This is a genomic window from Plantactinospora alkalitolerans, assembly GCF_015690345.1.
Lineage (GTDB): Bacteria > Actinomycetota > Actinomycetes > Mycobacteriales > Micromonosporaceae > Plantactinospora > Plantactinospora alkalitolerans.
This window is the reverse complement of the sequence record NZ_JADPUN010000311.1, coordinates 22,612-45,695: the sequence shown is the minus strand read 5'-3', so window position 1 is coordinate 45,695 and position 23,084 is coordinate 22,612. Positions and strand designations below refer to the sequence as shown.

The window sequence follows — 23,084 nt, the reverse complement described above, 5'->3', positions numbered from 1 at the left end:
CCCCGACCGACTCGGTCCCCCGACCGAATCACCCCCGGCCTGGTCGGCCCGCGCCGCTCAGCTCGGCACCGGCCCGGCCTCGGCGGTCGCCCCGAGTCGACGCCGGACGCCCAGCAGGACGAGCCCGCCGAAGATCATTCCGAACGCCACCGTGCCCAGCAGGGCGAACGACTCGCCGGGCAGGAGCCCACCGACCGACCGGGCCACGGTGCCGAGTGCCATGTAGAGCCCGGCCCAGAGCACCGCGCCGACCGCCGCGAACCCGACGAACCGGCGGTACGACATCCGCAGTCCGCCCGCAGCGAGCGGCAGCAGCGCGTGCAGCACCGGCAGAAACGGCGCCACCATCACCATCCGGCCCCCGCCGCTGCCGAGCATCCGTTCCGCCGCCGCCCAGCGCGCCTCCCCGATCCACGCCCCCGTCCGGCTGCGGCGCAGCCGCGCACCGAACCGCCGCCCGGCGAAGAAGGTGAGCGACCATCCGCCGAGGCAGCCGCCGATCACCGCGAGGAACGCACCCACGCTCGCCGGCCGCCCGACCCCCACTGCGGCGAGCACCGCGACGTCGCCGGGCACCAGTACGCCCAGCAGCGGAATCGCGTCGAGCATCATGACCACACCGAGCACCGTCAGGAAGACCACCGACGGAAGCTCCCCCACCTGAATCAGCCAGTCAGCCACGTGGAGAACGCTACGGAGGAATCGCGGCGTGGACATCCGGGTCAAGCCCCCGGAAGAGTGGCCGGCAACCCTGACCCGCTCTCGGGGTATGTCCACCGCTCGGCGTAGCCCTCAACTACCCCCGTCGGGGTAGGCCGGACTCGCCCGGCAACAGTACGACTCGCGACTTCCGGCCGCATTCGGCAGCCCGGGGGGCTACTGTCGGTGCGTGCGGGGCGCGCCGCTTCCCTGACGCGCCGCTAAGGAGACACGTATGGCAACCGGGACCGTGAAGTGGTTCAACTCGGAAAAGGGCTTCGGCTTCATCGAACAGGATGGTGGGGGGCCGGACGTTTTCGTTCATTACTCGGCGATCTCGTCGTCCGGCTACCGAGAACTCAACGAGGGGCAGAAGGTCGAGTTTGACGTGACGCAGGGCGACAAGGGTCCACAGGCGGCGAACGTACAGCCGCGCTGACCGACCCGACCCTCCGGCCCTGGACCCATCCGTCAGGTTCGGTCCAGGGCCGGACGGTCGGGCAGTTCCCGGTGCCGGCGCAGCGGACCGATCAGCAGGATCAGCCCGGTCAGCGCCAGAGCACCGGTGATCCACCAGATCGCCGGGCGGAGCCCCAGGATGGTGCCGAGCATGCCGCCCAGCAGGGCACCCAGCGGAATGGTGCCGTAGTTGACCACCTGCATGCTCACGATGACTCGACCGAGCAGCCCGTGCGGCACGTACGCCTGGCGGAAACTGCCCTTGAGCACGTTGCCCACCACGGTGCCGGCGCCGATCACCACTCCGGCGACCACCACGAGCGCCAGCCGTGCACCGGGTCCGGCCAGCGGGATCAGCAGTCCGAACGGCGCCGCGCCCAGGTTGCTGACGAGCATCGCCCGCGCGCTGCCGAGGCGTCGGCTCAGCGCTGTGGCGAGGACGGCGCCGAGGACTCCGCCGACGCTCATCGCGGCGACCAGACCGCCGACCGTGCCCGGGCTGACCCCGACCTCACGGACCAGGAAGACCACCAGGATCGCCTGGTATCCGGTCAGGGCGAGGTTGCTGACCGCGCCGAACACGGTCAGTACCCGCAGGTAGGGATCGCGGGCCACGAACCGGATGCCTTCGGCGATCTCCTGACGCAGTCCGGCGGCGGCCCGGTCGAGTACCCGGCGCGGTTCCCGGACCCGGATCGCCAGCAGGCAGGCGGCCGAGCCCAGAAAGCTCACCACATCCACCAGCAGGGCGAGCACCGGGCCGACCGCCGAGGCCAGCAGCCCGGCGGCCCCGGGGCCGGCAACCTGGGCGACCGCCTCGCTGCCCTGCAGTTTCGCGTTGCCCTCCGGCAATTCGGACCGGGTCAGCAGGACGGGCAGCCAGACCTGGTACGCGGTCCTGAAGAAGACGCTGACGACGCCGCCGCCGAGTGCCACGGCCAGCAGGTGGCCGATGCTCAGCGCGCCGAGCCAGGCGGCGGCCGGCACGCTGAGGAACAGCAGCGCCGCGACCAGGTCGCAGACCAGCATCACGGGACGGGCCGGCAGCCGATCGACCCAGGCTCCGGCGGGCAGCCCGATGACCAGCCACGGCAGCCAGGCCGCCGCGGTCAGCAGTGCGACCTGGAACGTGCTGGCGTGCAGCACCGTGACCGCTACCAGTGGCAGCGCCACGCTGGTCACGCTGCTGCCGAAGTTGGTCGCGGTCTCGCCGGTCCAGAACAGCCGGAAGTCCCGCCGTCGGAGCAGTCCGCCGGGCCGGCGTGGCGGGTCGGTACGGGTCAGCTCCGCCGCCGACGCGGGGCTGCTCACGGCTGGGCCGGGATGCCGTAGGCGAACAGGAACACCGGCTCGCGTCGACGGCCGTCGTCCGGCACCTCGCGGTCGCCCCAGCGGGCCAGTACGCCGTTCAGCTCCTCGCTCAGCGCGGCGAGTTCCTCGGGGGTGAGCCGTAGCCACCGGTCGGTGGAGAAGGGCCCGTCCCCCCATGCCTCGTGGACGTCGTCGCCGGCCGCCTGCCAGTCCCGGACCAGGCCGGCGTGCCGGTCGAGGTTGAGCGAGGCGGCGGCCTGCTGCACGGCCTGGGCCGCCGGGTCGCCGGCGAAGTCGGCGGTTGACCAGCGCACGCTGCGCGCGACCAGGCGCCACCAGCGCTCACGGCGGTCCCGGGCCAGCTCGGGCGCCTCCTGCACGAGTTCGGCGGCGGCGAGCACCTTCAGGTGGTGGCTGACGTTGGCCACCGCCTGGTCGGTGCGCTCGGCCAGCACGCTCACGGTCGACGGCCCGTACACCTTGAGCACGTCCATGAGCCGGCGCCGAAGCGGATGGGACAACGTGGCGAGCACTCGCGCGTCGGTGACCTGACGAACCTGCTTCTCCATGACCTCAAAGCTGACATCCGCAACATGCATTGCGCAAGAGTTATTGCACAAAAGCTGCCGCACATGTACGGGAGCCCGCGGTCGACGATCACGGAAACGCCATTTTTGTGAGTACATAGTGACAACCTCACCTGCGCGTCATGACGTAGCATCACTGTCGTGGTTCTCGCAGGCGAACGCACCGAGAAGGTCCCGGTGGACGGCATCGTCATCGACCGCGACAGTCCAATGCCGCTCTACTTTCAGATCGCCCAGCAACTGGAGCAGGCGATCACCAGCGGTGCACTGCCCGCCGGCTGTCGACTCGACAACGAGATCGAACTCGCCGACCAACTCGCGGTCAGCCGACCGACCCTGCGCAAGGCGATCGAGACGCTGGTCCGACAGGGTCTGCTCGTACGGCGTCGCGGCCTCGGCACCGTGGTGATGGCCCGGCCGGTACGCCGCCCGCTCGCCCTGACCAGCCTCTTCGACGACCTGGCCAGCACCGGCCGGGCACCGACGACCGAGGTTCTCGAGTTCGGGCTCGGGCCGGCCGACCAGGACGCGGCGACGGCGCTCGGCGTACCCGAGGGCACCGAAGTGATCGTGGTCGAGCGGCTGCGCCGTTCCGACGGTGCGCCGCTGGCGCTGATGCGCAACTACCTGCCGCCCGCCCTGGTCGGCGTGGACCGGGAGAGTCTGGGCGAGTACGGGCTCTACCAGTTGCTGCGCCGGCAGGGCGTGAGCCTGCACCTGGCCAACCAGCAGGTCTCGGCCCGGCCCGCCCTTGCCCGGGAGGCCCGCCTGCTCGGGGTGCCCCGCAACACCACCGTGCTCACCATCCACCGGACCACGTACGACTCGGCGGGTCGCGCCGTCGAGTACGGCGCCCACTGCTACCTCGCGGCGCGCTACTCCGTCGAGATGACCCTGGTGGCCCGGTGACCCGGTGCCTGGATCGCCGCCGGCCCGTCGGTGCTCGGTCGGCGCCGCGAGAGGGTGGATGGCCGGGCCTCGGTTCGGCTGACAGCGGAAGCGCTGGCAACCCGTCCGAGGGTGAATTTAACGTGATGGCATGGAGAAGCTCGCCGTTGTGGTCGGGGCCACGGGTCAGATCGGCCGGGCCGCCGTCCGGGCCCTGATCGCCGACGGCTGGCGGGTCCGGGCCGCGGCCCGTGGCCTGCGGGCCGGCGCGCCCTGGCCACTGGACTGGGACGTCGAGTTGGTGCCGCTGGACCGCGAGGACGACGCCGGGCTGGCCGTCGCGCTCGGCGACGGCTGCGACGTACTGGTGGACACGGTCGCGTACGACGCCCGGCACGCGCGACAACTGCTCGGGCTCGCCGACCGGATCGGTTCGGCCGTCGTCGTCTCCAGCGCGGCGGTCTACCTCGACGACGCGGGTCGGGGCTTCGGCGCGGAGGGCGTCCGGTTCCCCGTACCGATCGCCGAGACCCAGCGGACCGTCGAGCCGTTCGACCCCGACGACTCGACGGCCGTCGACGCGCCGGCCGGGGATACCTACGCGGCCGGGAAGGCGGCCCTGGAGCGCCAACTGCTCGCCGCCGGAGCGGTGCTGCCCACCACGCTGCTCCGGGCCGGCGCCGTACACGGGCCGCACACGGTGCACCCCCGTGAGTGGCACTTCGTCAAGCGTGCGCTGGACAACCGGCCGGTCCGGGTGCTGGCGTACGGCGGCGAGAGCCGGTTCCATCCGGTCTCGACCGCGAACCTGGCGGAGTTGATCCGGCTCTCCGCCGCCGAGCCGGGCGCCCGGGTGCTCAACGCCGCCGATCCGGAGCCGCCCACCGTGCGGGAGATCGGCGCGGCCATCCACGACGTGCTGGGGCACGGCGCGGAGGAGGTGCTGATCGACGGACCGTCCCCGGCACCGCCGGTCGGCGAGACGCCGTGGTCGACGCCGAACCCCGTGGTGCTGGACATGAGTCTGGCGGAACGCCAGCTCGGCTACCGCCCGGTGACCGGCTATCTCGCCTCGCTGCCCGAGACCGTCCGGTGGCTGGTGGACGCGGCGCACGGGCGGGACTGGCGGACCGTCTTCACCGACCTGGCGCAGAACTACCGCACCGACTACTTCGACTACGTCGCCGAGGACGCCTGGTTGCGCCGGCGCCACTGACCCGGTCTACCGGGCCCGGCCCGCTCCCCCGGCGCCGGACGGGGACGGTCGACCAGCTCCCGGGGGCCGCCCGGCGGCGCAGACCGAACGGGACGAGGCCCGGCACGGGGATCAGGCGCTGGCAGCCAACTTGGCGGCCAGCTCCGCGGCCCGGTCCCCGAAGGCCGCCTTCAGCGCGGTGACGGCGTCGTCCAGGTCCTTCGAGCCCAGCCCGGCGAGCACACCGTCGATGATCTCCTGCTCGTTCACCCAGTCCTTGCCGAGCATGGTCATCTGGTTGGCCTTGATCGCGACCAGCAGGTCCTCGATCTCGTAGAAGTACTGCCGGAAGTCGGTACGGCCGGGGCCGTCCGGCTTCTTCGCGCCCAGCCAGAGGATGTAGTTGGTGTCCTTGGCGTACTTGAGCAGCTGCTCCTGCTCCGCATCGGACAGTGCCGGCATGATGTTCTCCGCTCCGGACGAGGTCCCGGCGACGTCGCGTCGGAACCTGTCCATGTTGAAGCTGGGATCGGTCTTGACGCTGGGGTGCCCGTAGCCGCCGGGCTGGTGTTCCTTGTGCCCGGCAATCCCCCAGCGGGTGCGGCGCCTGATGGCCGCCACCCCCCGTACGTACGAGTCGTACTGCTGGTCGGTCCACGGCTCGCCCAGGGCGTGCTGCGCCTCGATGCCCATCAGGCCGGAGTTGCCGACCCCCTTGAACGGCCCGGCCCAGCCGACCCGGACGTGGTTGCACCGGCCGGAGGCGATGACGTGCCAGTCCCCGGTACGGGACAGGTAGAGCTGGGCGATCGGCGGTGGCGCGGTCGCGGAGCCGTGGAGCAGGACATATATCTCACCGGCATCGGTGGAATGCAGCGAGCCACGGGTTTCGTGGCAGATGATCCCGTGCGGGTCGAACGACGTGGACCCCCTGCTACGCCACCCACCGACCTCGTGCACGGTGAGTCCGGCGGAGCGGAGCACGTCGGGGAGCCAAAGCAGTCTCATCGGTCAGCCCTCCTAACCAGGAGGCAGGATCTCACTACTGACCGTATCTGCGACATCGACCATAGTCCAGTTGTACAACATGCCAATATGGCTAATAAACAATGGTCAACCTAGGTGCAACCAAGATCCAGCCGGCGATCTCCGAGGTCCACTCAGAAGCCGAGACACTCACACTCCGTCATCAGCGCTCGGACGTTGCGCACGTACTGCGGGTTCGGGATCTTCAGCCCGTCGTCGGTCACCACCGCACCGGGCCCGAAGTTGTACGCCGAGATCACCGCGTTCAGCAGACAGGAGTTGAGTTCGGTCGTGCAGTCCGCGGCGGAGACGCCGTAGGCGCCGTCGAAGAAGGCGTCGCCGATGTACTTGATCAGCCAGGCCAGGTAGTTGGCGCCGAGCGTGGCGTTGTCCCGATAGGCGTCGATGTCGTACGACTGGTCGAAGCGCTGGTTGACGAAGTCGGCGGTGTCCGGCATGACCTGCATCAACCCGACCCCGCCGTCACAGGCGATGATGTTGGACTGCCAGCCGCTCTCCTGCCAGGCGGTCGCCTTGACGAGGTCGACCGGTACCCGGATGCTCGGCGCCGAACTGGGCCAGTACACCCGACCCGCCGCCTCGGTCAACGCCTGCTTCACCTGGGCCCGGCTGGCCTCGGTGCCCTCGTAGCGCGGCTTGGTGCAGCCGGGCTTCGCCTTCGGCGGTGGCGGCGGCAGCTTCGACTCGGTGGGCGGCTTCGGCGCCTTCCTCGGCCCCGGCTTCCGACTCGGCGTCCGGCTCGGGGTCGCACTCGGCCTGGGACGGGCGCCGAGCCCCTGCACGGCCGGCGGTGGGTCCGTGGTCGCCCCGGCCTCGGGAAGCGTCTCCGACCCGGCCACCTGCTCGACGTCGGAACCCGGCGCCGCACCGTTCCGCTCCGGGTCGCCGTTCGCGCAGCCCGCCACCGTGACCGCCAGCAGCAGCGTCACCAACACCCGTCCGGATCGTCGCGCCCGCCGAGTCATCCCCGCTCCCCCCACCGTTCCCGGGCGCACCCTAACAGGCTGTACGGCGACTCAGGGGGCGTCGGCGGCCGGCGCAGCGGAGGCGGCGGGCGTGGCGGAGGCGGCCGGCGTGGCGGACGGCGCGGGCTCCGCCGGTACGGCGGCGCGTACCGCCCGGTCCCGGGTCGCCCAGGCCACCATGAACACCGCCGTCCAGAGCACGCCGAGCAGCATCGAGGTGACCGTCTCGCTGGCCGTACTCCAGCCGACGTAGAGCCGGGCCGCACCGATGGTCACCACGCCGATCGCCGCCACCGTCCAGGCCGCCACCGCGACCGGCCACCGGCTCTGCCGGGCCAGCAGCCAGGCCAGCGTGCACAGGCTGGCCGCGACGACCGCGTTCTGCGCCGGAAACAGCGCCACCGGCGTACTCCGGGTGGGTCCGGTCACGTCGGTGACCAGGGTCAGCACGACCAGCGGCACGAACGCGCCGACCGTACCCAGCACGCTCACCAGGTCGGCCCGCCACGGCCGGGTACGCCAGCCGAGCACTGCGGCGACCAGCGCCACCACCAGGATCAGCACCGGTCCGCGTAGTGCCACGATCGTGCCGTGCGCCAGCTCGGCGACCCCCTCGGTACGCCGCGACGTGAACCAGTCCGCGATCGCGTGGTCGACCACCGACAGCCCGCTCTGCGCCACCAGCAGGTCGAGCAGCCAGGCCAGCACGAGCCCGATCACGAACAGCACCGCCAGCCCGGCGACCAGGTTGGTCAGCAGGGTCCAGCCGGTCCCGATGTGCATCGACAGCAGGAAGAACAGCACGCCGTACCGCCGGGCCAGCCCGCGCAGCGGTGGGGCGGCGACGGCCCGGGTCAACAGCGACTTCGCCGGGTCCGGATTGCGCCCCAGCCACCGGCCGACCAGCACGATCGCGACGATGAACAGGATCAGCAGCAGTACGGCGCCGGTCGCCTTGCCCAGGTAGTGGGAGACCGTCCGGTACGACTCTCCGGCCAGGTATCCGGCCAGCACCGACCCGCCGACCCAGGTCACCACCCCGGCCAGGTTCCACGGCGCGAACCGCCGGTACGGCATCCCGGCGCTGCCTGCCAGCCGGGGCACCAGGGTCCGGGCGAAGGCCACCCAGCGGGCCACGAAGACTCCGCGCCCACCCAGCCGGGCGAGCATCGCGTCGGCGCGGGCCCAGCGTTGCGCACCGACCCGGGCCCCCCACCGGCCGGCCCGCAGCCGCGCACCGTGCCGCCGCCCGCTCCGGAACGCCAGTGTGTCGCCGAACACCGCTGCGAGAATCATCACCACCAGCGCCGGTGCCAACCGCAGCATTCCGGTGTACGCCAGGAAGCCGACCAGCAGCAGGGTGGCCTCGGCCGGCATCACCAGACCGACGATCACCGCCGTCTCCGCCGCGACGAGCAGCGCTGCGGCCAGGTACACGAGCACCGGCGGCAACTCCCGCACCACCGTCAACACATCCTGCAAGGCGACCCCCCGAACACCTCGGCCAGCATGCCAGGCTGGCAGCGGGAGCACACAGTGATTCCGGTGGAGTACGGGGTTACCTCAGGGGGAACCCGGACGCCGACCGGGATCGCCGAGGCGGGAGGATGGAGAACATGCAGACCCGCGCCGACCTTCGTAACGTCGCCATCATCGCCCACGTAGACCACGGCAAGACCACGCTGGTCGATGCCATGCTGCGGCAGTCCGGCGCGTTCGCCGCCCGGCTCGAGCCGACCGACCGGGTGATGGACTCCATGGACCTGGAGCGGGAAAAAGGCATCACCATCCTGGCCAAGAACACCGCGGTGCGCTATCTGCCGGCGGACGGCGCCGACCCGGTCACCATCAACATCATCGACACCCCGGGCCACGCCGACTTCGGCGGCGAGGTCGAGCGCGGACTGACCATGGTCGACGGGGTGCTGCTGCTGGTCGACGCCAGCGAGGGCCCGCTGCCGCAGACCCGGTTCGTGCTGCGCAAGGCGCTCCAGGCCCGCCTGCCGATCATCCTGGTGATCAACAAGGTGGACCGGCCGGACGCCCGGATCAAGGAGGTGGTCGACGACACGTACGAGCTCTTCCTCGATCTGGACGCGGACGCCGACCAGATCGACTTCCCGATCATCTACGCCTGCGCCCGCGACGGCGTCGCCTCGCTGATCCAGCCGCCCGGCGGCACCGTGCCCGACGACAGCAGCTCGCTGGAACCGCTGTTCCGGACCCTGCTCGGCACCATTCCGCCGCCCTCCTACGACGAGGGCTCCCCGCTCCAGGCGCACGTCACCAACCTCGACGCCTCGCCGTTCCTCGGCCGGCTGGCCCTGTGCCGGGTCCGCCAGGGCACCATCCGCAAGGGCGAGACGGTGGCCTGGTGCCGCACCGACGGCAACATCTCCCGGGTCCGGGTCTCCGAACTGCTGATCACCAAGGGCCTGGAGCGCACCTCGGCCGACTCCGCCGGGCCCGGCGACATCATCGCGGTCGCCGGCATCCCCGAGATCATGATCGGCGAGACCCTGGCCGACCCGGAGGACCCCCGGCCGCTGCCGCTGATCACCGTCGACGAGCCGGCCATCTCGATGACCATCGGCACCAACACCTCGCCGCTGGTCGGCCGGGTCAAGGGCGCCAAGGTCACCGCCCGGCTGGTCAAGGACCGGCTGGAGCGGGAACTGATCGGCAACGTCTCGCTGCGGGTGCTCCCCACCGACCGGCCGGACGCCTGGGAGGTGCAGGGTCGGGGCGAGCTGGCGCTGGCCATCCTGGTCGAGCAGATGCGCCGCGAGTCGTACGAGCTGACCGTCGGCAAGCCGCAGGTGGTGACCCGGGAGATCGACGGAAAGATCTGCGAGCCGGTGGAGCGGCTGACCATCGACGCCCCCGACGAGTACCTCGGCGCCATCACCCAGCTGCTGGCCACCCGGAAGGGCCGGATGGAGCAACTGGTCAACCACGGCACCGGCTGGGTCCGGATGGAGTGGCTGGTTCCGGCCCGGGGGCTGATCGGCTTCCGGACCGAGTTCCTCACCGACACCCGGGGCACCGGCATCCTGCACCACGTCTTCGAGTCCTACGAGCCCTGGTTCGGCCAGCTCCGTACCCGGAACACCGGCTCGCTGGTGGCCGACCGGTCCGGCGTGGCGACCCCGTTCGCGATGATGAACCTCCAGGAGCGCGGCACCCTCTTCATCGAGCCCACGACCGAGGTCTACGAGGGCATGCTGGTCGGCGAGAACTCCCGGTCCGACGACATGGACGTCAACATCACCAAGGAGAAGAAGCTCACCAACATGCGCTCCTCCACCAGCGACGAGACCGAGAAGCTGATCCCGCCGCGCAAGCTGTCGCTGGAGCAGGCCCTCGAGTTCTGCCGCGAGGACGAGTGCGTGGAGGTCACCCCGACCTCCATCCGGCTGCGCAAGGTCATCCTGGACGCGCCGTCCCGGGCCCGGGCCACCGCACGGCGCAAGCACGCCGGCTGAGTCCGGCCGCACCCGCCGCAGATGATCTGGGACGAACTCGACGCCGAGCTGGCCGGGTTTCCCGGCACGGTGTCGGTCTACGCCGGCCGGCCCGGCCGGCCGCCGGCGTACGTCCGGCTGCCCGACGCCCGGCACTACGCGGCCAGCACCATGAAGGTCGCGGTGCTGGCCGCCCTGTACCGGGCCGCCGAGGCCGGAACCGTTGACCTGGCCGCACCGGTGCCGGTGGTCAACGAGTTCATCTCGGCACAGCCCGGCGCCGGGCGGTTCGCCTGCGCGCCGGACTACGACAACGACGACGCGGTCTGGGCCCGGATCGGCGACACCGCACCACTGCACTGGCTCGCCGAACGGATGATCGTCAGGTCCAGCAACCTGGCCACCAACCTGGTGATCCGGCAGGTCGGGCTGCCCGCGGTCGGTGCGGTCTGGGCCGACGCCGGTGCCCGGCACAGCCGTACCGGCCGGGGGATCGAGGATTTCGCCGCCCGGGACGCCGGGCTGGACAACCAGGTGACCGCCGCCGACCTCGCCGGGCTGCTCGGTGGAATCGCCCGGTCGCGACTCGCCGGGCCGGACACCTGCACCGCCATGCTCGACGTGCTGTTCCGTCAGGAGCGCGGCGAGGACCTGGCCGCCGGACTGCCGCCGGGCACCCGGATCGCGCACAAGAACGGTTGGGTACGCGGGGTCCGGCACGGTGCCGGTGTGGTGTTCCCGGACGACGCGTCCCCGTACGCCGTGGTGGTCTGCACCACCGCCTCCGCCACCCCGGCCGGGGACGCTGGCCTCGCCCCGGGCCGGGACGACGACGCCTGCCGGCTGATCGCCCGGATCTCGGCGGCGGTCTGGGCGGCCCGGCACCGGTTGGGCCCCCTCGGCTGAACCGGGGCTGGATAGGGTGCCCTCATGTCGATCGCCTCGGTTCGCACTCACCGGCTCTCCGCTCCGCTGCACACCCCGTTCGTGACCGCACTGCGGCGTACTTCCACAGTAGAGACCCTGGTCGTGGAGGTGGTCGACACCGACGGGCGGTCCGGTTTCGGCGAGGCCCCCCAGGTGTGGCAGGTCACCGGCGCCTCGATCGGCGGCGCGCGGGCCTGCGTCGAGGAGATGCTCGCGCCGCTGCTCACCGGCCGCAACGCCGACGACCTGGTGGCCCGGTGCGCCGAGGTACGCGGGGCGGTGGTCGGCAACGAGGCGGCCAAGGCGGCGGTGGACACCGCCCTGCACGACCTGGCGGCCCGCCGGCTCGGTGTACCGCTGGTCCGGCTGCTCGGCGGGGTGTCCCGCCGGGTGCCCACCGACGTCACCCTCTCCGCCGGCGACGCCGTCGAGCTGGCCGGCGCGGCCAAACAGCGGATCGCCGAGGGCTTCGACGTGCTCAAGGTGAAGGTCGGCACCGACGCGGCGGGGGACCTGGCCCGGGTCCGGGCGGTACGGGCGGCGGCCGGACCGCAGGCCCGGATCCGGCTCGACGCGAACCAGGGGTGGACGCCCCGGGAGGCGGTCCGGGTGATCCGGGGCATCGAGGACGCCGGGCTCGACGTCGAACTCGTCGAACAGCCGGTGCCGAGCCGGGACATCGCCGGCCTGGCCTGGGTCAGTGACCGGGTCGACCTGCCGATCCTGGCCGACGAGGCGGTGTACGGGGTGCGGGACCTGGTCGAGGTGATCCAGCGTCGTGCCGCGGACATGGTCAACGTCAAGCTGGCCAAGTGCGGTGGGCTCGGCCCGGCCCGGACCCTGCTGGAACTGGCGACAGAGCATGGACTCGGGACCGTGGTCGGGTCGATGATGGAGAGCCAGATCGGGTTGGGCGCGGCGGCCAGCCTGGTCGCGGCGTACGGCACCAGCGCGGTGTCCGATCTGGACGCCGCCTGGTGGCTGGCCTGGTCACCGGTGCAGGGCGGGATCCGTTACGAGGGCGCGAACGTGCTGCTGCCGGACGCACCGGGGCTGGGCATCGCCGGCCTGCACGCCCCGCTGTCAGTACAACGGTGACGCCCGAGGGCAGGGCCACCCGGAACTATGAAGGCAATGTTCAACTGACCGTTGCAGTACGGCGCTAACTTTCATATCGTTCGAACGGAGTAGCGGTCGAGGACGGGTGGGATCGACATGGTGCTGCGCTCCGGTCAGGAGGCCGTCGTCCGGGTCGCGGTCGCCACCCTCTGGGCCCGCCCCGAAGCCGTCCGGCCGGTGGACGCGCCGGCCCTGTCGAGCCGGACCGACATCGCGGGATGGATCTCCGCGATGAGTTCCGACCAACGGGTCGGTGACTGCGTACTCAGCCAACTGCTGCTCGGCGAGCGGGTGCTGATCGACCAGATCAGGCCGGACGGCTGGGTCCGACTCGTCGCGATGGAGCAACCGGCGGCCAAGCTCGACCCCCGGGGCTACCCCGGCTGGTTGCCGCTCGAACAGCTCGCCGTGCCCGCCGGGCCGGACGAGGCGTCGCCCGGCCCGACCCTGGTGGTGGCGGCCACGGTGACCCGGCTGCACGCCACCCCGGCCGGCGCGGTGGTGCTGCCCGGCGTCATCCTGGGCACCCGGCTGACCGCAGCGGGACCCGCCCGGAACGGCTGGCGCCCCGTCCGGGCGCCTGGGCACGAACAGCCGCTGTGGGTGACCGAGGGACATCTGGCGCCCGCGCCGACCCGCCTACCGAGCGCCATGGAGGTGCTCACGGTGGCCTGCCGGCTGCGCGACGTGGTCTACGTCTGGGGTGGCGTCTCGGCGTACGGCATCGACTGCTCCGGACTGGTGCACCTGGCCTGGCGTCGGTTCGGGGTCCGGCTGCCCCGGGACGCCGACGACCAGGCCGAGGCGACCACTCCGGTGCCGCTCGGTGCCGAATGCCCCGGCGACCTCTACTTCTTCGCCCGGCCCGGCCGGCCGGTCCACCACATCGGGATCGTCACCGCCCGGCCCGGCCCGCAGGGCGACCGGCGCATGCTGCACGCCTGCTACACCAAGCGGCGGGTACTGGAGGAACCGATGCCCGCCGACCGGACCGCGACCCTGGTCGGCGCGCATCGGGTCGCCCTCTGACCCGCGTCGGCGGTCAGCCGACCGGCACCTGCTCCTCCGTACGACGGTCCCGGCTCGACTTGATCAGGCTGGCCACGGTCGCGATCGCCAGGGTGCCCAGGATGATGGTGAGCGAGAGCCAGATCGGGATGTGCGGCGCCCAACTGATCGGCTCGCCGCCGTTGAGGAACCCGAGGTTGTTGCCCGCGAGCGCCTCCAGCACCAGCTTGACGCCGATGAAGCCGAGCACCACCGCGAGACCGATGTTGAGGTAGACCAGCCGGTCCAGCAGGCCGCCGAGCAGGAAGTAGAGCTGCCGCAGCCCCATCAGCGCGAAGACGTTGGCGGTGAAGACCAGGTACGGCTCCTGGGTGATCCCGAAGATCGCCGGGATGGAGTCCAGCGCGAAGACGAGGTCGGTGGTGCCGATCGCGATCAGCACGATCAGCATCGGGGTGAAGAGCCGCCGACCGTTCTCGTGGACCATGAGGCGGGTGCCGGAGAAGTCCCGGGAGACCGGCAGGGCACGCCGGGTCCAGCGGATCAGCACGTTCTCCTTGAACTCCTCCTCGGTGGGCTCACCCTGCCGGAAGAAGTTGATCGCCGTGTAGATCAGGAACGCGCCGAAGATGTAGAACACCCAGGAGAACTGGGCCAGCAGGGCCGCTCCGGCGGCGATGAAACCACCTCGCAGGACCAGGGCCAGCACGATGCCGATCATCAGCACCTTCTGCTGGTACTGCCGGGGTACCCCGAACCGGGCCATGATGATCACGAAGACGAAGAGGTTGTCCACCGAGAGGCTGTACTCGGTGAGCCAGCCGGTATAGAACTCCCCGGCGATGGTGAAGTTGTTGGTCAGGGCCAGACCGACCCCGAAGACCAGTGCGAGACCGACGTAGAAGGCGACCCAGAGACCCGACTCCCGCAGGCTCGGCTCGTGGGGCCGGCGGCCGATGACGATGAGATCGAGTATCAGGACCGCCATCAGTACGACGAGCGAGATGGCCCATACCCATGCGGACACGTTCAAGACACTCCTCCGGCAGACACGCGGCACCGCCGTCGGCACATGGGAAGGTGCGTCGGGCGGTGAAAACGGTGGTGACTGTCGGAGGTCTCTTCCGCCCCCGCCGCGCGGACCACGCGGCGACAACCTACGGTGCCGGGGCGTCGTGCCGGCTACTCACCGACCAACGACCGTGTTGACGACACCGTCGCGAAGGAATACTCCCCTCCTACAGGGCCATTGTTCACCATTCCCCGCCGGTTGCGCATCTCCCCTGACCTCGTGTGCTGGTCGGCACCCCTGCTGGCCATCCTAGGACACTAGGTGCCAGCCCCCGGAGACATCGGGGCGGACAGGGACCAACCCGCCGCCAGCAGTGCGTCGCAGGCCCGGACCGCGGCGCGGAGCCGCTCGGGATGTGGCCCGGTGAGTTCGATCACCGGCACGCCGGAATGGGCCAGTACCTCCCGGAACCGGCCGGTCATCCATTTTCGCAGGTGCTCGCCGTCGCGGAGCCCGTCGTCGGAAAACGGCACGCCGTCATGGTCCGTCAGCAGGTACAGGTCGGGCCTCCGGGCCGCGGCCCGGACCTGTGGCGACGACGAGCCGAGATAGCGCTCCTCCCAGACCGCGGTGGCCCGGGCGTCGGTGTCGCAGAACAGCAGCGGCCCGCTCCGGCGTGCCGCGGCGTCCTCCGTCGCCTGCTGCTCGCGGACCACCGACAGAAAGTCGGCCCGGTCCCAGACGACGTCGAAAACCGTCGCGTCCGGAACGTTCCGCCGCAACCGGGCCAACTTTTCGGCGGTGAGTTCCCGGCCGTACTCCGGCACCCAGGCCGTCCGGTAGTGCCCGGCCAACGCCCCGGCCATCGTGGTGGTCCCGGTCGACTCCGCCCCGACCACGACGACCCGGCGGACGAACCAGGCCCGCACCGGCGGACTGAGCAACTCCCAGTGCGCCACCGGATCGGCCCGTACCGCGCTGCCGGAGACGGGCACGGCCGCCCGGTCCGGGTCGACCAGGACGTTGACCGCGTCGAACCGGCGGGCCAGTTCGGCACCGTACGCCTCGGAGGAGAAGACCGCGTCCACCCGGGCCCCGCCGACGGCCTCCCGGAACACCGCGCAGTGCGCCTCCCACGCGGCCGGATCGGCATAGTCCACCGGATGGTCGTCGTACCGGCCGACGAACCGTACGTGCGGATCGACGGCGTGCACCTCGCGCAGCCAGTCCAGCCGCGACTCCAGCGGAATCGACTCCCGCCGGGACGGCGCGACGACCACCGTGACGGCGGTGCAGCGCCGGGCCGCGGCGGCGATCAGCGCGTGGTGCCCGGCATGCGGCGGATAGAACTTGCCGACCACCAGCCCGTGCCCGAACCGGGTACTCACGTCGTGGCGGGAGCCGGGCCAGGAGCCGCCGGCCGGGCGGCGGCGGGCCGACGCAGGTCGGCCTGCCAGTTACGCAACCCGAAGACGCAGAGTCCGAGGAAGACCAGGTACAGCCCCGCGGTGAGATGCAGCCCCTTGTACACGTAGAGCGGGATGTAGATCAGGTCGGCGGCGATCCAGATCCACCAGCTCTCCACCCGCTTACGGCACTGGCCGTACGTCGCCATCAGGGACAGCGCGGTGGTCACCGCGTCCGGCAACGGCACGGTCGAGTCCGTGGCCCGGTCCAGGAGCAGCCACAACACGAGCGTCAGCAGGACGCCGGAACCGGCCAGCGCCATCCACTCCCGGGCACCGGTCCGGCTGACCACCAGCCGGCTCCGCTCGGCACCCCCGAACAGCCACGCCCACCAGCCGTACAGCCCGAGTGCGACGTAGACGACCTGTAGCCCGGCATCCGCGTACAGGCCGGCCGTCCAGAACAGCAGCATCAGCAGCAGTACGTTGGCGATGCCGATCGGCCAGTTCCACATCCGCTGCCGGGCCAGCAGCCAGACGTTGAGGACGCCGGTCGCGAAGCCGAGCAGCTCGGCTCGGCTGGTCGGCGTGTCCGCCACGGTGAACGCCGTACCGGTAAGCCAGTCGAGCATGCCGCACCTCCCATGCAAGATCCCCTGGAGGTCCTACGGTAGGGACCGACTGCCGGGACGGGTAGACCCCCGAACGGCCCCACCGGAGCATGCCGTGCCAAGATCACGGCATGGTACTGGAGGTTGCACTGATCGACGTACTCGCCGGTCAGGAGGACGCGTTCGCGCAGGCGTACGCCGAGGGGCATCCGGTGTTGGCGGGCACACCCGGTTGCCGCTCGGTACGGATGACCCGTGGCATCGAGTCGCCGTCGCGGTTCGTGCTGCTGGTCGAGTGGGACTCCGTCGCGGCCCACCTGGAGAACTTCCGGGACACCGAGCGGTTCACCACCTGGCGCTCACTCATCGGCCCGTACTTCGCGGCGCCGCCGGTGGTCGAACACTTCACGGACGTCGCACCGCCGGCCTGACCGCCTGTGCGGGTACGCGTACCGGTAGCCCCGCTACGGGGAGGTCGAGTAGCCCTGGTACGGGGAGCGTCGAGTAGCCCTGGTACGGGGAGCGTCGAGCGGGCTCACCCCGGCTTCTCCCGCCCGGCCGGGGCAGCCGACTCGGGCCAGTCTCCCGGCTTGCCCCAGTCACCGGGCTCGAGCACGAACTGCCCGTACGGCACCGTCCACACCACCTCGTGGCCGAGCCGGTGCCCGCTGTGCCCCTCCTCGCCGTACGCCGTGCCGTGGTCGGCGCAGAGCAGCACCAGGCACGGCCGGTCCCGGGAGGTGACGAGGGCGAAGAGTCGGCCGATGTGCCGGTCGACGTACTCCAGCGCGGCGGCGTGGCTGTCCCGGCTGTCCCGGTCGGCGCCGGGCAGGTAGTGCCGGTTCGGCTGGTGGATCGCGGCCACGTTCACGAACAGGAACAGCGGCTTCTCCTGCGGCACCGTCGGCAGCACGGTGGCGATCCGATCGAGCTGCGCCTCGAAGCAGCGCGGCGCGGAGACGCCGAACTCGGCTTCCCAGTGCGCCTCGGCGAACAGCCCCGGCAGTACGCCGCCCAGCGGTGACCTGCTGTTGAAGAAGCCGACCCCGCCGACGCAGACGGTGTGGTAACCCGCGCCGGCCAGCGCGTGCACCACGTCCGGGGCGTCGAAGGTCCAGGTCTGCTCGCCGGTCGTCTCGCTGCCCGGATCCGCCGCCGCGAAGAGCCGGGGATGTGGACCGGGCGTGGTCGGGGTCGGCAGGAAGCCGGCGAAGAACGCCTGGTGTGCCGCGTAGGTGAAGCTCGCCGGACTGTGCCGACGCTCCCATCCGCCGTCCGGCAGCGCCCGCGCCAGGTTCGGCGTACGCCCGGTGGCCGCCAGTTCGGCCGCCACGTCGTAGCGGAGCGTGTCGAGGGTGACGAACAACAGATCGTGGCTGCCGATCAGGTCCTTCATGCCGCACTCCCGGCCGACGTCCCGGCCCGCCACCGGTCCACGGCCCGCGGTGGCAGCCGTACCGGGCCGGCCACCGGCCGCCGCCACGGCAGCACCGCCGTGGGCATGCCGCCCTCGGCAGCGACGGTCCGGAACAACGTCACCCGCCGGTTGTCCGGGTTGCCGACGACCACCAGCGGCGCCCTGCCAGTCATCCGTCGATCATGCCAGTCACTCGTCGACGGCCACGCAGCGGTCGTCGTGCCCCGTCGGGCGAATCGGCACGGAAGGCGACGGCGGCCCGGAACCGCCCGTCGCCGCGGAGTCGCGCCACTGTGGACAGGCTCCGGATAGCCCGCGCCGGCACCCCGACCGGCCGTCCGAGATTGAATCGGGTGGCCAGGAGCGTCCCGATCCGGTTGACTCGGCGCATGAACGAACGGGTAGCCCTCGTCACCGGGGTCAGCCGGCGAATCGGCATCGGCGCGGCGGTGGCCCGTCGGTTCGCCGCCGCCGGCTACCGCCTACAGCTCACCGGCCTGCCCGGATACGACGACGCGCAGCCCTACGGCGGCGACCCCGACGGCGTACCCGCACTCCTGGCCGAACTGCACGGGGTGACCGGCGATCCCGACGCGGTCCGCTACCGGGCCGCCGACCTGACCTCTCCGAGCGCGCCCGCCGAACTGGTCGAGACGGCGGTACGCACACACGGCCGGCTGGACGTGGTGGTGGCGGCACACGCCTACTCGACACACACCCCGTTGGACGGGCTCGACGCCGCCGAGATCGACCGGCACCTGATCGTCAACGTCCGGGCCACCCTGCTGCTGGCCGAGGCGTTCGCGGCGACGTTCGACGCCGGCTCCGGTGGCCGGCTGGTGCTGTTCTCCAGCGGTCAACGCCTCGGCCCGATGCCGGGCGAGTTGGCGTACGCGGCCAGCAAGGCCGGCGTGGAGAACCTCACCCGGCAGTTGAGCCCTCTGCTCCTGCCGAAGGGCATCACGGTGAACTGCGTCAACCCCGGACCGACCGACACCGGCTGGGCGTCGCCGGAGGTCCTGGACGCGATCGCGCCGATGTTTCCGGGCGGCGAGTGGGGCCGCCCGGACGACGCGGCCCGGCTGATCGAGTGGCTCTGCTCATCCGACGGGCGGTGGGTCACCGGTCAGGTGATCGACTCCGAGGGCGGCTTCAACCGGTAAGCCCGCACCGGATCCGGCCGGCACCCCGGTACCGCCATCGGCGGCGCCCCGGCCGGGGATCACTTCATCCCGGCCGCGTCCATTCCGCGCAGCTCCTTCTTCAGCTCGGCGGCCTCGTCCCGGATCCGGGCGGCGAGCTCGAACTGCAACTCCCGGGCCGCGGCGAGCATCTGGTCGTTCAGCTCCTGGATGAGCTGGGCCAGCTCGGCGCGGGCCATCCCCTCCCGGGCCGGTGCCGTGCCGACCCGACCCCGGTTCCGGGTTTCCGGCGCCTTGCCCCGGGACATCTGCCGCACCCCGCCACCGACCCGGGTGACGGCGCCCTCGTTCTCCTCGGCCTCCCGGTAGATGTCGTCCAGGATGTCGTGGATCTTCTTGCGCAGCGGCTCGGGGCTGATCCCGTTCGCCTCGTTGTGCGCCACCTGCTTGGCCCGACGCCGGTTCGTCTCGTCGATCGCGGCAGCCATCGAGGGGGTCATCTTGTCGGCGTACATGTGCACCTGGCCCGAGACGTTACGGGCGGCCCGGCCGATGGTCTGGATCAACGACCGGCCGCTGCGCAGGAAGCCCTCCTTGTCTGCGTCGAGGATCGCGACCAGCGACACCTCGGGCAGGTCCAGCCCCTCCCGCAGCAGGTTGATCCCGACGAGTACGTCGTAGTCGCCCTTGCGCAGCTCGCGCAGCAACTCGACCCGGCGCAGCGTGTCGACCTCGGAGTGCAGGTAGCGCACCCGGATGCCGTGCTCCAGCAGATAGTCGGAGAGGTCCTCGGCCATCTTCTTGGTCAGCGTGGTGACCAGCACCCGCTCGTCCCGCTCGGTACGCAGCTTGATCTCGTGCATCAGGTCGTCGATCTGCCCCTTGGTGGGCTTGACGATCACCTCGGGGTCGATCAGGCCGGTGGGCCGGATCACCTGCTCGACCACCTCGCCCTGGGCCTGTTCCAGCTCCCAGGGCCCCGGGGTGGCGGAGAGGAAGACCATCTGGCCGACCCGTTCCAGGACCTCGTCGAAGCGCAGCGGCCGGTTGTCGGCCGCGCTGGGCAGCCGGAAGCCGTGGTCGATCAGCATCCGCTTGCGGGAGGCGTCGCCCTCGTACATCGCGCCGATCTGCGGGATCGTCACGTGCGACTCGTCGATCACGGTCAGGAAGTCGTCCGGGAAGTAGTCGAGCAGGCAGTGCGGGGCACTGCCCGGCGAGCGGCCGTCGATGTGCATCGAGTAGTTCTCGATGCCGGAGCAGAAGCCGACCTGGCGCATCATCTCGATGTCGTAGCTGGTCCGCATCCGTAGCCGCTGCGCCTCCAGCAGCTTGCCCTGGCGCTCCAGTTCGGCCAGCCGCTCGGCAAGCTCGGCCTCGATGCCGGCCAGCGCCCGCTCCATCCGCTCCGGTCCGGCGGTGTAGTGGGTGGCGGGGAAGATCAGCAGATGGTCCACCTCGCGGACCACCTCACCGGTCAGCGGGTGCAGGTAGTAGAGCTTCTCCACCTCGTCACCGAAGAACTCGATCCGCAGCGCCAGCTCCTCGTACGCCGGGATGATCTCCAGGGTGTCGCCGCGGACCCGGAAGGTGCCCCGGTTGAACGCCATGTCGTTCCGGGTGTACTGGATGTCGACCAGCCGGCGGAGCAGCTTGTCCCGCTCGACCTCCTGGCCGGCCCTGATCCGGACCGACCGGTCGAGGTATTCCTGCGGGGTGCCCAGGCCGTAGATCGCGGAGACCGTGGCCACCACGATCACGTCCCGGCGGGTCAGCAGGGACATCGTGGTGGCGTGCCGCAGCCGCTCGACCTCCTCGTTGATCGAGGAGTCCTTCTCGATGTAGGTGTCGCTCTGCGGGATGTACGCCTCGGGCTGGTAGTAGTCGTAGTAGGAGACGAAGTATTCGACCGCGTTGTGCGGCATCAGCTCGCTGAACTCCTTGGCGAGCTGGGCACAGAGGGTCTTGTTCGGCGCCAGCACCAGGGTCGGCCGCTGCAGCCGCTCGATCAACCAGGCCGTGGTCGCGCTCTTGCCCGTGCCGGTGGCGCCGAGCAGCACCGAGTTCCGGTCGCCGCGCCGCACCCTGCGCTCAAGATCGTTGATGGCAGTCGGCTGGTCACCGGAAGGTACGAACTCACTGACCACCTCGAAGCGGCCGTCAAGTCGTGGAATGTCGAGCGCCATGACCTCAACCGTACGCCGACGGTGTGACAAGCCGCCGGGGCGACGGTGGGTACTCGATCGGCTTCGATATCGTCATTGTGTGTCAAAGATCACCGCGATACCGTTCTAAGGTAGGCCGCTCGCGGCGGCCGACTGGGTAAGCGACGGAGCCGCCACACCGGTATCGTCGCACCCGGCGCAGAGGTTGCAGCCCCGGCGCAAGCTGGCGTGCGCACCTGATGCGGTCGCGCGGAAGCGCAGACCGGTCGCCGCGAGCGCCCTTTCTGCGTTCGGGAAACGGGCCGCCACGGGCCGATCAGGGCGTTGCCACAGGTCGAGCAGGGCGCCGCCACGGGCCGATGCCGCCACGGGCCGATCAGGGCCGCCAGTCGTTCGCCGCCGCCCACTCCTCCGCGCGCTGGTGCTCCCTGTCGAACCACGGCTCCTTGGCGCCGGAGTACGCGTCGAGGTCCGGACCGATCTCCGCCAGGGCCCGCTTGACGGCCAGGTAGCCCGCCCGCTGCTCCGGGTCGGCCCGCAGGTGGTCCCGCATCAGCAGGGCGTACCGCCAGCCGGGCGACCCCGTCACCCGGACGTGCAGGTTCACCAGCCGGCCCGGGTCGGCACTTCCGTGCAGCCGCTTCTCCCACCGGTCCCCGCCGTCCGGATAGCGGGGCTGGTCCCACCACTGCCCCGGACACCGGGGAAATCCCGCGTCGGCCAGTCGGTCGGCGAGCGCGTCGGCGTCCGCCAGGGCGGCCACACTGAGCTGGATGTCGACAACGTTCTTGGCGGCCAGCCCGGGAACCGCCGTCGAGCCGATGTGATCGACCCGCGCCTCGGCGGGGCGTAGCGCGTGCCGGATCCGCGCGGCCAACCGAGCGAACTCGCCCGGCCAGTTCGGATCCGGCTCCACCAGCCGGACCTCGTCGGCGCGTACCGGCCGGCGGGTCCGGACGTTCCGCTCGTACGGCAGCAGCCGGTCCCGCCAGAGCGCGTCGACCGCGGCGTACAGCTCGGAAAGTTCGCCCTCGTTGTCCAGCAGCACGTCGGCGGCGGCCTCCCGCCGGTCGTCGCCGGCCTGGGCCCGGATCCGCTGCCCCGCCTGTTCAGGGGTCATGCCCCGGTCCCGGACGAGTCGACCGATCCGGGTCGCCTCCGCCGTCCGTACCACCACCACCAGGTGGTACGTCGGGGCGAGCCCCACCTCGACCAGCAGCGGTACGTCGTTGACCACGATCGCGTCCGGCGGTGCCTCCGCGACGAGTTGTGCGCTGCGGGCGCGTACCCGGGGATGGATGATCTCCTCCAGGCGGGCTCGCGCCGCCGGATCGGCGAAGACGACCTCGCCGAGCGCCGCCCGGTCCAGGCTGCCGTCGTCGCGGCACACCCGGTCGCCGAAGGCGGCCACCACCTCCCGCAGTCCGTCGGTGCCCGGAGCGACCACCTCGCGGGAGATCCGGTCGGAGTCGACCACGATCGCCCCGAGGCTGGCCAGTCGGGCCGCGACGACGCTCTTGCCCGATCCGATCCCACCGGTGAGTCCGACCTTCAGCACCGGTCCAGTCAACCCGATCGGCGCCGAGCCGCCAAGATCTCCATGGGCGGGCGTGTCGCCGGCCGAACGGCCCGGACGGAAACGGCGGAGGCCCGCTCCCGACC

Annotated in this window: 22 protein-coding genes; 9 read left to right on the top strand and 13 right to left on the bottom strand. The window is 71.3% G+C overall.

Annotated features, from left to right (window positions below; genetic code table 11):
* Positions 1 to 57 precede the first annotated feature (57 nt).
* Complete coding sequence (locus I0C86_RS34640; RefSeq protein WP_196205522.1) at positions 58 to 681, bottom strand: DedA family protein; 624 nt, start codon at positions 679 to 681, stop codon at positions 58 to 60.
* Between the two features lie 253 nt (positions 682 to 934).
* On the opposite strand from I0C86_RS34640, the gene I0C86_RS34635 reads away from it, so the two are divergent.
* Positions 935 to 1,138 carry a cold-shock protein gene (locus I0C86_RS34635; RefSeq protein WP_192771124.1) on the top strand — a complete coding sequence of 68 codons (204 nt, stop codon included), beginning with the start codon at positions 935 to 937 and terminating at the stop codon, positions 1,136 to 1,138.
* 32 nt (positions 1,139 to 1,170) lie between these two features.
* Here I0C86_RS34635 and I0C86_RS34630 read toward each other — a convergent pair whose 3' ends face one another.
* Both I0C86_RS34630 and I0C86_RS34625 read right to left on the bottom strand, forming a co-directional pair.
* Complete coding sequence (locus I0C86_RS34630) at positions 1,171 to 2,469, bottom strand: MFS transporter (protein WP_323374022.1); 1,299 nt, start codon at positions 2,467 to 2,469, stop codon at positions 1,171 to 1,173.
* Complete coding sequence (locus I0C86_RS34625) at positions 2,466 to 3,038, bottom strand: ArsR/SmtB family transcription factor (protein ID WP_230395270.1); 573 nt, start codon at positions 3,036 to 3,038, stop codon at positions 2,466 to 2,468. Before I0C86_RS34625 ends, I0C86_RS34630 begins: the two co-directional genes overlap by 4 nt.
* 159 nt (positions 3,039 to 3,197) lie before the next feature.
* Here I0C86_RS34625 and I0C86_RS34620 point away from each other — a divergent pair, with 159 nt between their 5' ends.
* Together I0C86_RS34620 and I0C86_RS34615 are read left to right on the top strand one after the other, a co-directional pair.
* Positions 3,198 to 3,965: a GntR family transcriptional regulator gene (locus I0C86_RS34620; protein ID WP_323374021.1), complete on the top strand. Its 768-nt coding sequence runs from the start codon at positions 3,198 to 3,200 to the stop codon at positions 3,963 to 3,965.
* A gap of 130 nt (positions 3,966 to 4,095) precedes the next feature.
* Positions 4,096 to 5,160 (top strand): NAD-dependent epimerase/dehydratase family protein, encoded by a 1,065-nt coding sequence (locus I0C86_RS34615; RefSeq protein ID WP_230395269.1) that lies wholly within the window; start codon positions 4,096 to 4,098, stop codon positions 5,158 to 5,160.
* A 111-nt stretch (positions 5,161 to 5,271) separates the two neighbouring features.
* Here the strand turns inward: I0C86_RS34615 and I0C86_RS34610 are convergent, their stop codons facing one another.
* From I0C86_RS34610 to I0C86_RS34600, 3 genes are all read right to left on the bottom strand, one after another.
* Positions 5,272 to 6,147: a peptidoglycan recognition protein family protein gene (locus I0C86_RS34610; RefSeq protein ID WP_196205520.1), complete on the bottom strand. Its 876-nt coding sequence runs from the start codon at positions 6,145 to 6,147 to the stop codon at positions 5,272 to 5,274.
* Between the two features lie 152 nt (positions 6,148 to 6,299).
* On the bottom strand, positions 6,300 to 7,151 hold the full coding sequence (locus I0C86_RS34605; protein ID WP_196205519.1) for a lytic transglycosylase domain-containing protein: 852 nt from the start codon (positions 7,149 to 7,151) through the stop codon (positions 6,300 to 6,302).
* 51 nt (positions 7,152 to 7,202) lie between these two features.
* Positions 7,203 to 8,633, bottom strand: a complete 1,431-nt coding sequence (locus tag I0C86_RS34600; RefSeq protein WP_196205518.1) for a VTT domain-containing protein — start codon at positions 8,631 to 8,633, stop codon at positions 7,203 to 7,205.
* Positions 8,634 to 8,767: 134 nt separating this feature from the next.
* On the opposite strand from I0C86_RS34600, the gene typA reads away from it, so the two are divergent.
* From typA to I0C86_RS34580, 4 genes are all read left to right on the top strand, one after another.
* Complete coding sequence (gene typA / locus I0C86_RS34595; protein ID WP_196205517.1) at positions 8,768 to 10,636, top strand: translational GTPase TypA; 1,869 nt, start codon at positions 8,768 to 8,770, stop codon at positions 10,634 to 10,636.
* A 21-nt stretch (positions 10,637 to 10,657) separates the two neighbouring features.
* Complete coding sequence (locus tag I0C86_RS34590) at positions 10,658 to 11,521, top strand: serine hydrolase (RefSeq protein WP_196205516.1); 864 nt, start codon at positions 10,658 to 10,660, stop codon at positions 11,519 to 11,521.
* Between the two features lie 24 nt (positions 11,522 to 11,545).
* On the top strand, positions 11,546 to 12,640 hold the full coding sequence (locus I0C86_RS34585) for a mandelate racemase/muconate lactonizing enzyme family protein (RefSeq protein ID WP_196205515.1): 1,095 nt from the start codon (positions 11,546 to 11,548) through the stop codon (positions 12,638 to 12,640).
* A 117-nt stretch (positions 12,641 to 12,757) separates the two neighbouring features.
* Positions 12,758 to 13,690 (top strand): C40 family peptidase, encoded by a 933-nt coding sequence (locus tag I0C86_RS34580; protein ID WP_196205514.1) that lies wholly within the window; start codon positions 12,758 to 12,760, stop codon positions 13,688 to 13,690.
* 13 nt (positions 13,691 to 13,703) lie between these two features.
* Here the strand turns inward: I0C86_RS34580 and I0C86_RS34575 are convergent, their stop codons facing one another.
* The 3 genes from I0C86_RS34575 to pnuC all read right to left on the bottom strand — a co-directional run bounded on the left by I0C86_RS34575 (position 13,704) and on the right by pnuC (position 16,719).
* On the bottom strand, positions 13,704 to 14,702 hold the full coding sequence (locus tag I0C86_RS34575; protein ID WP_196205513.1) for a TerC family protein: 999 nt from the start codon (positions 14,700 to 14,702) through the stop codon (positions 13,704 to 13,706).
* 296 nt (positions 14,703 to 14,998) lie between these two features.
* Entirely contained in the window at positions 14,999 to 16,069 is a 1,071-nt protein-coding gene (locus tag I0C86_RS34570; RefSeq protein WP_323374020.1) for an AAA family ATPase, read from the bottom strand.
* A complete protein-coding gene (gene pnuC / locus I0C86_RS34565) occupies positions 16,066 to 16,719 on the bottom strand; it encodes a nicotinamide riboside transporter PnuC (RefSeq protein ID WP_196205512.1) in 654 nt (217 codons plus the stop codon). The genes I0C86_RS34570 and pnuC overlap by 4 nt, the downstream gene beginning before the upstream one ends.
* 110 nt (positions 16,720 to 16,829) lie before the next feature.
* Here pnuC and I0C86_RS34560 point away from each other — a divergent pair, with 110 nt between their 5' ends.
* On the top strand, positions 16,830 to 17,129 hold the full coding sequence (locus I0C86_RS34560; protein ID WP_196205511.1) for an antibiotic biosynthesis monooxygenase family protein: 300 nt from the start codon (positions 16,830 to 16,832) through the stop codon (positions 17,127 to 17,129).
* Between the two features lie 104 nt (positions 17,130 to 17,233).
* On the opposite strand, the gene I0C86_RS34555 is transcribed toward I0C86_RS34560, so the two are convergent.
* The gene (locus tag I0C86_RS34555; RefSeq protein WP_196205510.1) at positions 17,234 to 18,094 is read right to left on the bottom strand and encodes an STM4013/SEN3800 family hydrolase; all 861 of its coding nucleotides are present in this window, start codon (positions 18,092 to 18,094) and stop codon (positions 17,234 to 17,236) included.
* Complete coding sequence (locus I0C86_RS34550) at positions 18,091 to 18,288, bottom strand: hypothetical protein (protein ID WP_196205509.1); 198 nt, start codon at positions 18,286 to 18,288, stop codon at positions 18,091 to 18,093. The genes I0C86_RS34555 and I0C86_RS34550 overlap by 4 nt, the downstream gene beginning before the upstream one ends.
* Before the next feature lie 216 nt (positions 18,289 to 18,504).
* Here I0C86_RS34550 and I0C86_RS34545 point away from each other — a divergent pair, with 216 nt between their 5' ends.
* Positions 18,505 to 19,278: an SDR family oxidoreductase gene (locus I0C86_RS34545; RefSeq protein ID WP_196205508.1), complete on the top strand. Its 774-nt coding sequence runs from the start codon at positions 18,505 to 18,507 to the stop codon at positions 19,276 to 19,278.
* Positions 19,279 to 19,337: 59 nt separating this feature from the next.
* Here the strand turns inward: I0C86_RS34545 and uvrB are convergent, their stop codons facing one another.
* Positions 19,338 to 21,443 carry an excinuclease ABC subunit UvrB gene (gene uvrB, locus I0C86_RS34540; protein ID WP_196205507.1) on the bottom strand — a complete coding sequence of 702 codons (2,106 nt, stop codon included), beginning with the start codon at positions 21,441 to 21,443 and terminating at the stop codon, positions 19,338 to 19,340.
* A 355-nt stretch (positions 21,444 to 21,798) separates the two neighbouring features.
* Positions 21,799 to 22,980: a dephospho-CoA kinase gene (coaE, locus tag I0C86_RS34535; protein ID WP_196205506.1), complete on the bottom strand. Its 1,182-nt coding sequence runs from the start codon at positions 22,978 to 22,980 to the stop codon at positions 21,799 to 21,801.
* Between the last annotated feature and the right edge of the window lie 104 nt (positions 22,981 to 23,084).

Excerpts from the sequence above, each read along its gene's own strand:
- I0C86_RS34635 (WP_192771124.1), top strand. The coding sequence starts at position 935 with ATGGCAACCGGGACCGTGAAGTGGTTCAACTCGGAAAAGGGCTTCGGC.
- I0C86_RS34625 (WP_230395270.1), bottom strand. The coding sequence starts at position 3,038 with ATGGAGAAGCAGGTTCGTCAGGTCACCGACGCGCGAGTGCTCGCCACG.
- I0C86_RS34615 (WP_230395269.1), top strand. The coding sequence starts at position 4,096 with ATGGAGAAGCTCGCCGTTGTGGTCGGGGCCACGGGTCAGATCGGCCGG.
- I0C86_RS34610 (WP_196205520.1), bottom strand. The coding sequence starts at position 6,147 with ATGAGACTGCTTTGGCTCCCCGACGTGCTCCGCTCCGCCGGACTCACC.
- I0C86_RS34605 (WP_196205519.1), bottom strand. The coding sequence starts at position 7,151 with ATGACTCGGCGGGCGCGACGATCCGGACGGGTGTTGGTGACGCTGCTG.
- typA (WP_196205517.1), top strand. The coding sequence starts at position 8,768 with ATGCAGACCCGCGCCGACCTTCGTAACGTCGCCATCATCGCCCACGTA.
- I0C86_RS34590 (WP_196205516.1), top strand. The coding sequence starts at position 10,658 with ATGATCTGGGACGAACTCGACGCCGAGCTGGCCGGGTTTCCCGGCACG.
- I0C86_RS34585 (WP_196205515.1), top strand. The coding sequence starts at position 11,546 with ATGTCGATCGCCTCGGTTCGCACTCACCGGCTCTCCGCTCCGCTGCAC.
- I0C86_RS34580 (WP_196205514.1), top strand. The coding sequence starts at position 12,758 with ATGGTGCTGCGCTCCGGTCAGGAGGCCGTCGTCCGGGTCGCGGTCGCC.
- pnuC (WP_196205512.1), bottom strand. The coding sequence starts at position 16,719 with ATGCTCGACTGGCTTACCGGTACGGCGTTCACCGTGGCGGACACGCCG.
- I0C86_RS34560 (WP_196205511.1), top strand. The coding sequence starts at position 16,830 with ATGGTACTGGAGGTTGCACTGATCGACGTACTCGCCGGTCAGGAGGAC.
- I0C86_RS34555 (WP_196205510.1), bottom strand. The coding sequence starts at position 18,094 with ATGAAGGACCTGATCGGCAGCCACGATCTGTTGTTCGTCACCCTCGAC.
- I0C86_RS34550 (WP_196205509.1), bottom strand. The coding sequence starts at position 18,288 with ATGACTGGCAGGGCGCCGCTGGTGGTCGTCGGCAACCCGGACAACCGG.
- I0C86_RS34545 (WP_196205508.1), top strand. The coding sequence starts at position 18,505 with ATGAACGAACGGGTAGCCCTCGTCACCGGGGTCAGCCGGCGAATCGGC.
- uvrB (WP_196205507.1), bottom strand. The coding sequence starts at position 21,443 with ATGGCGCTCGACATTCCACGACTTGACGGCCGCTTCGAGGTGGTCAGT.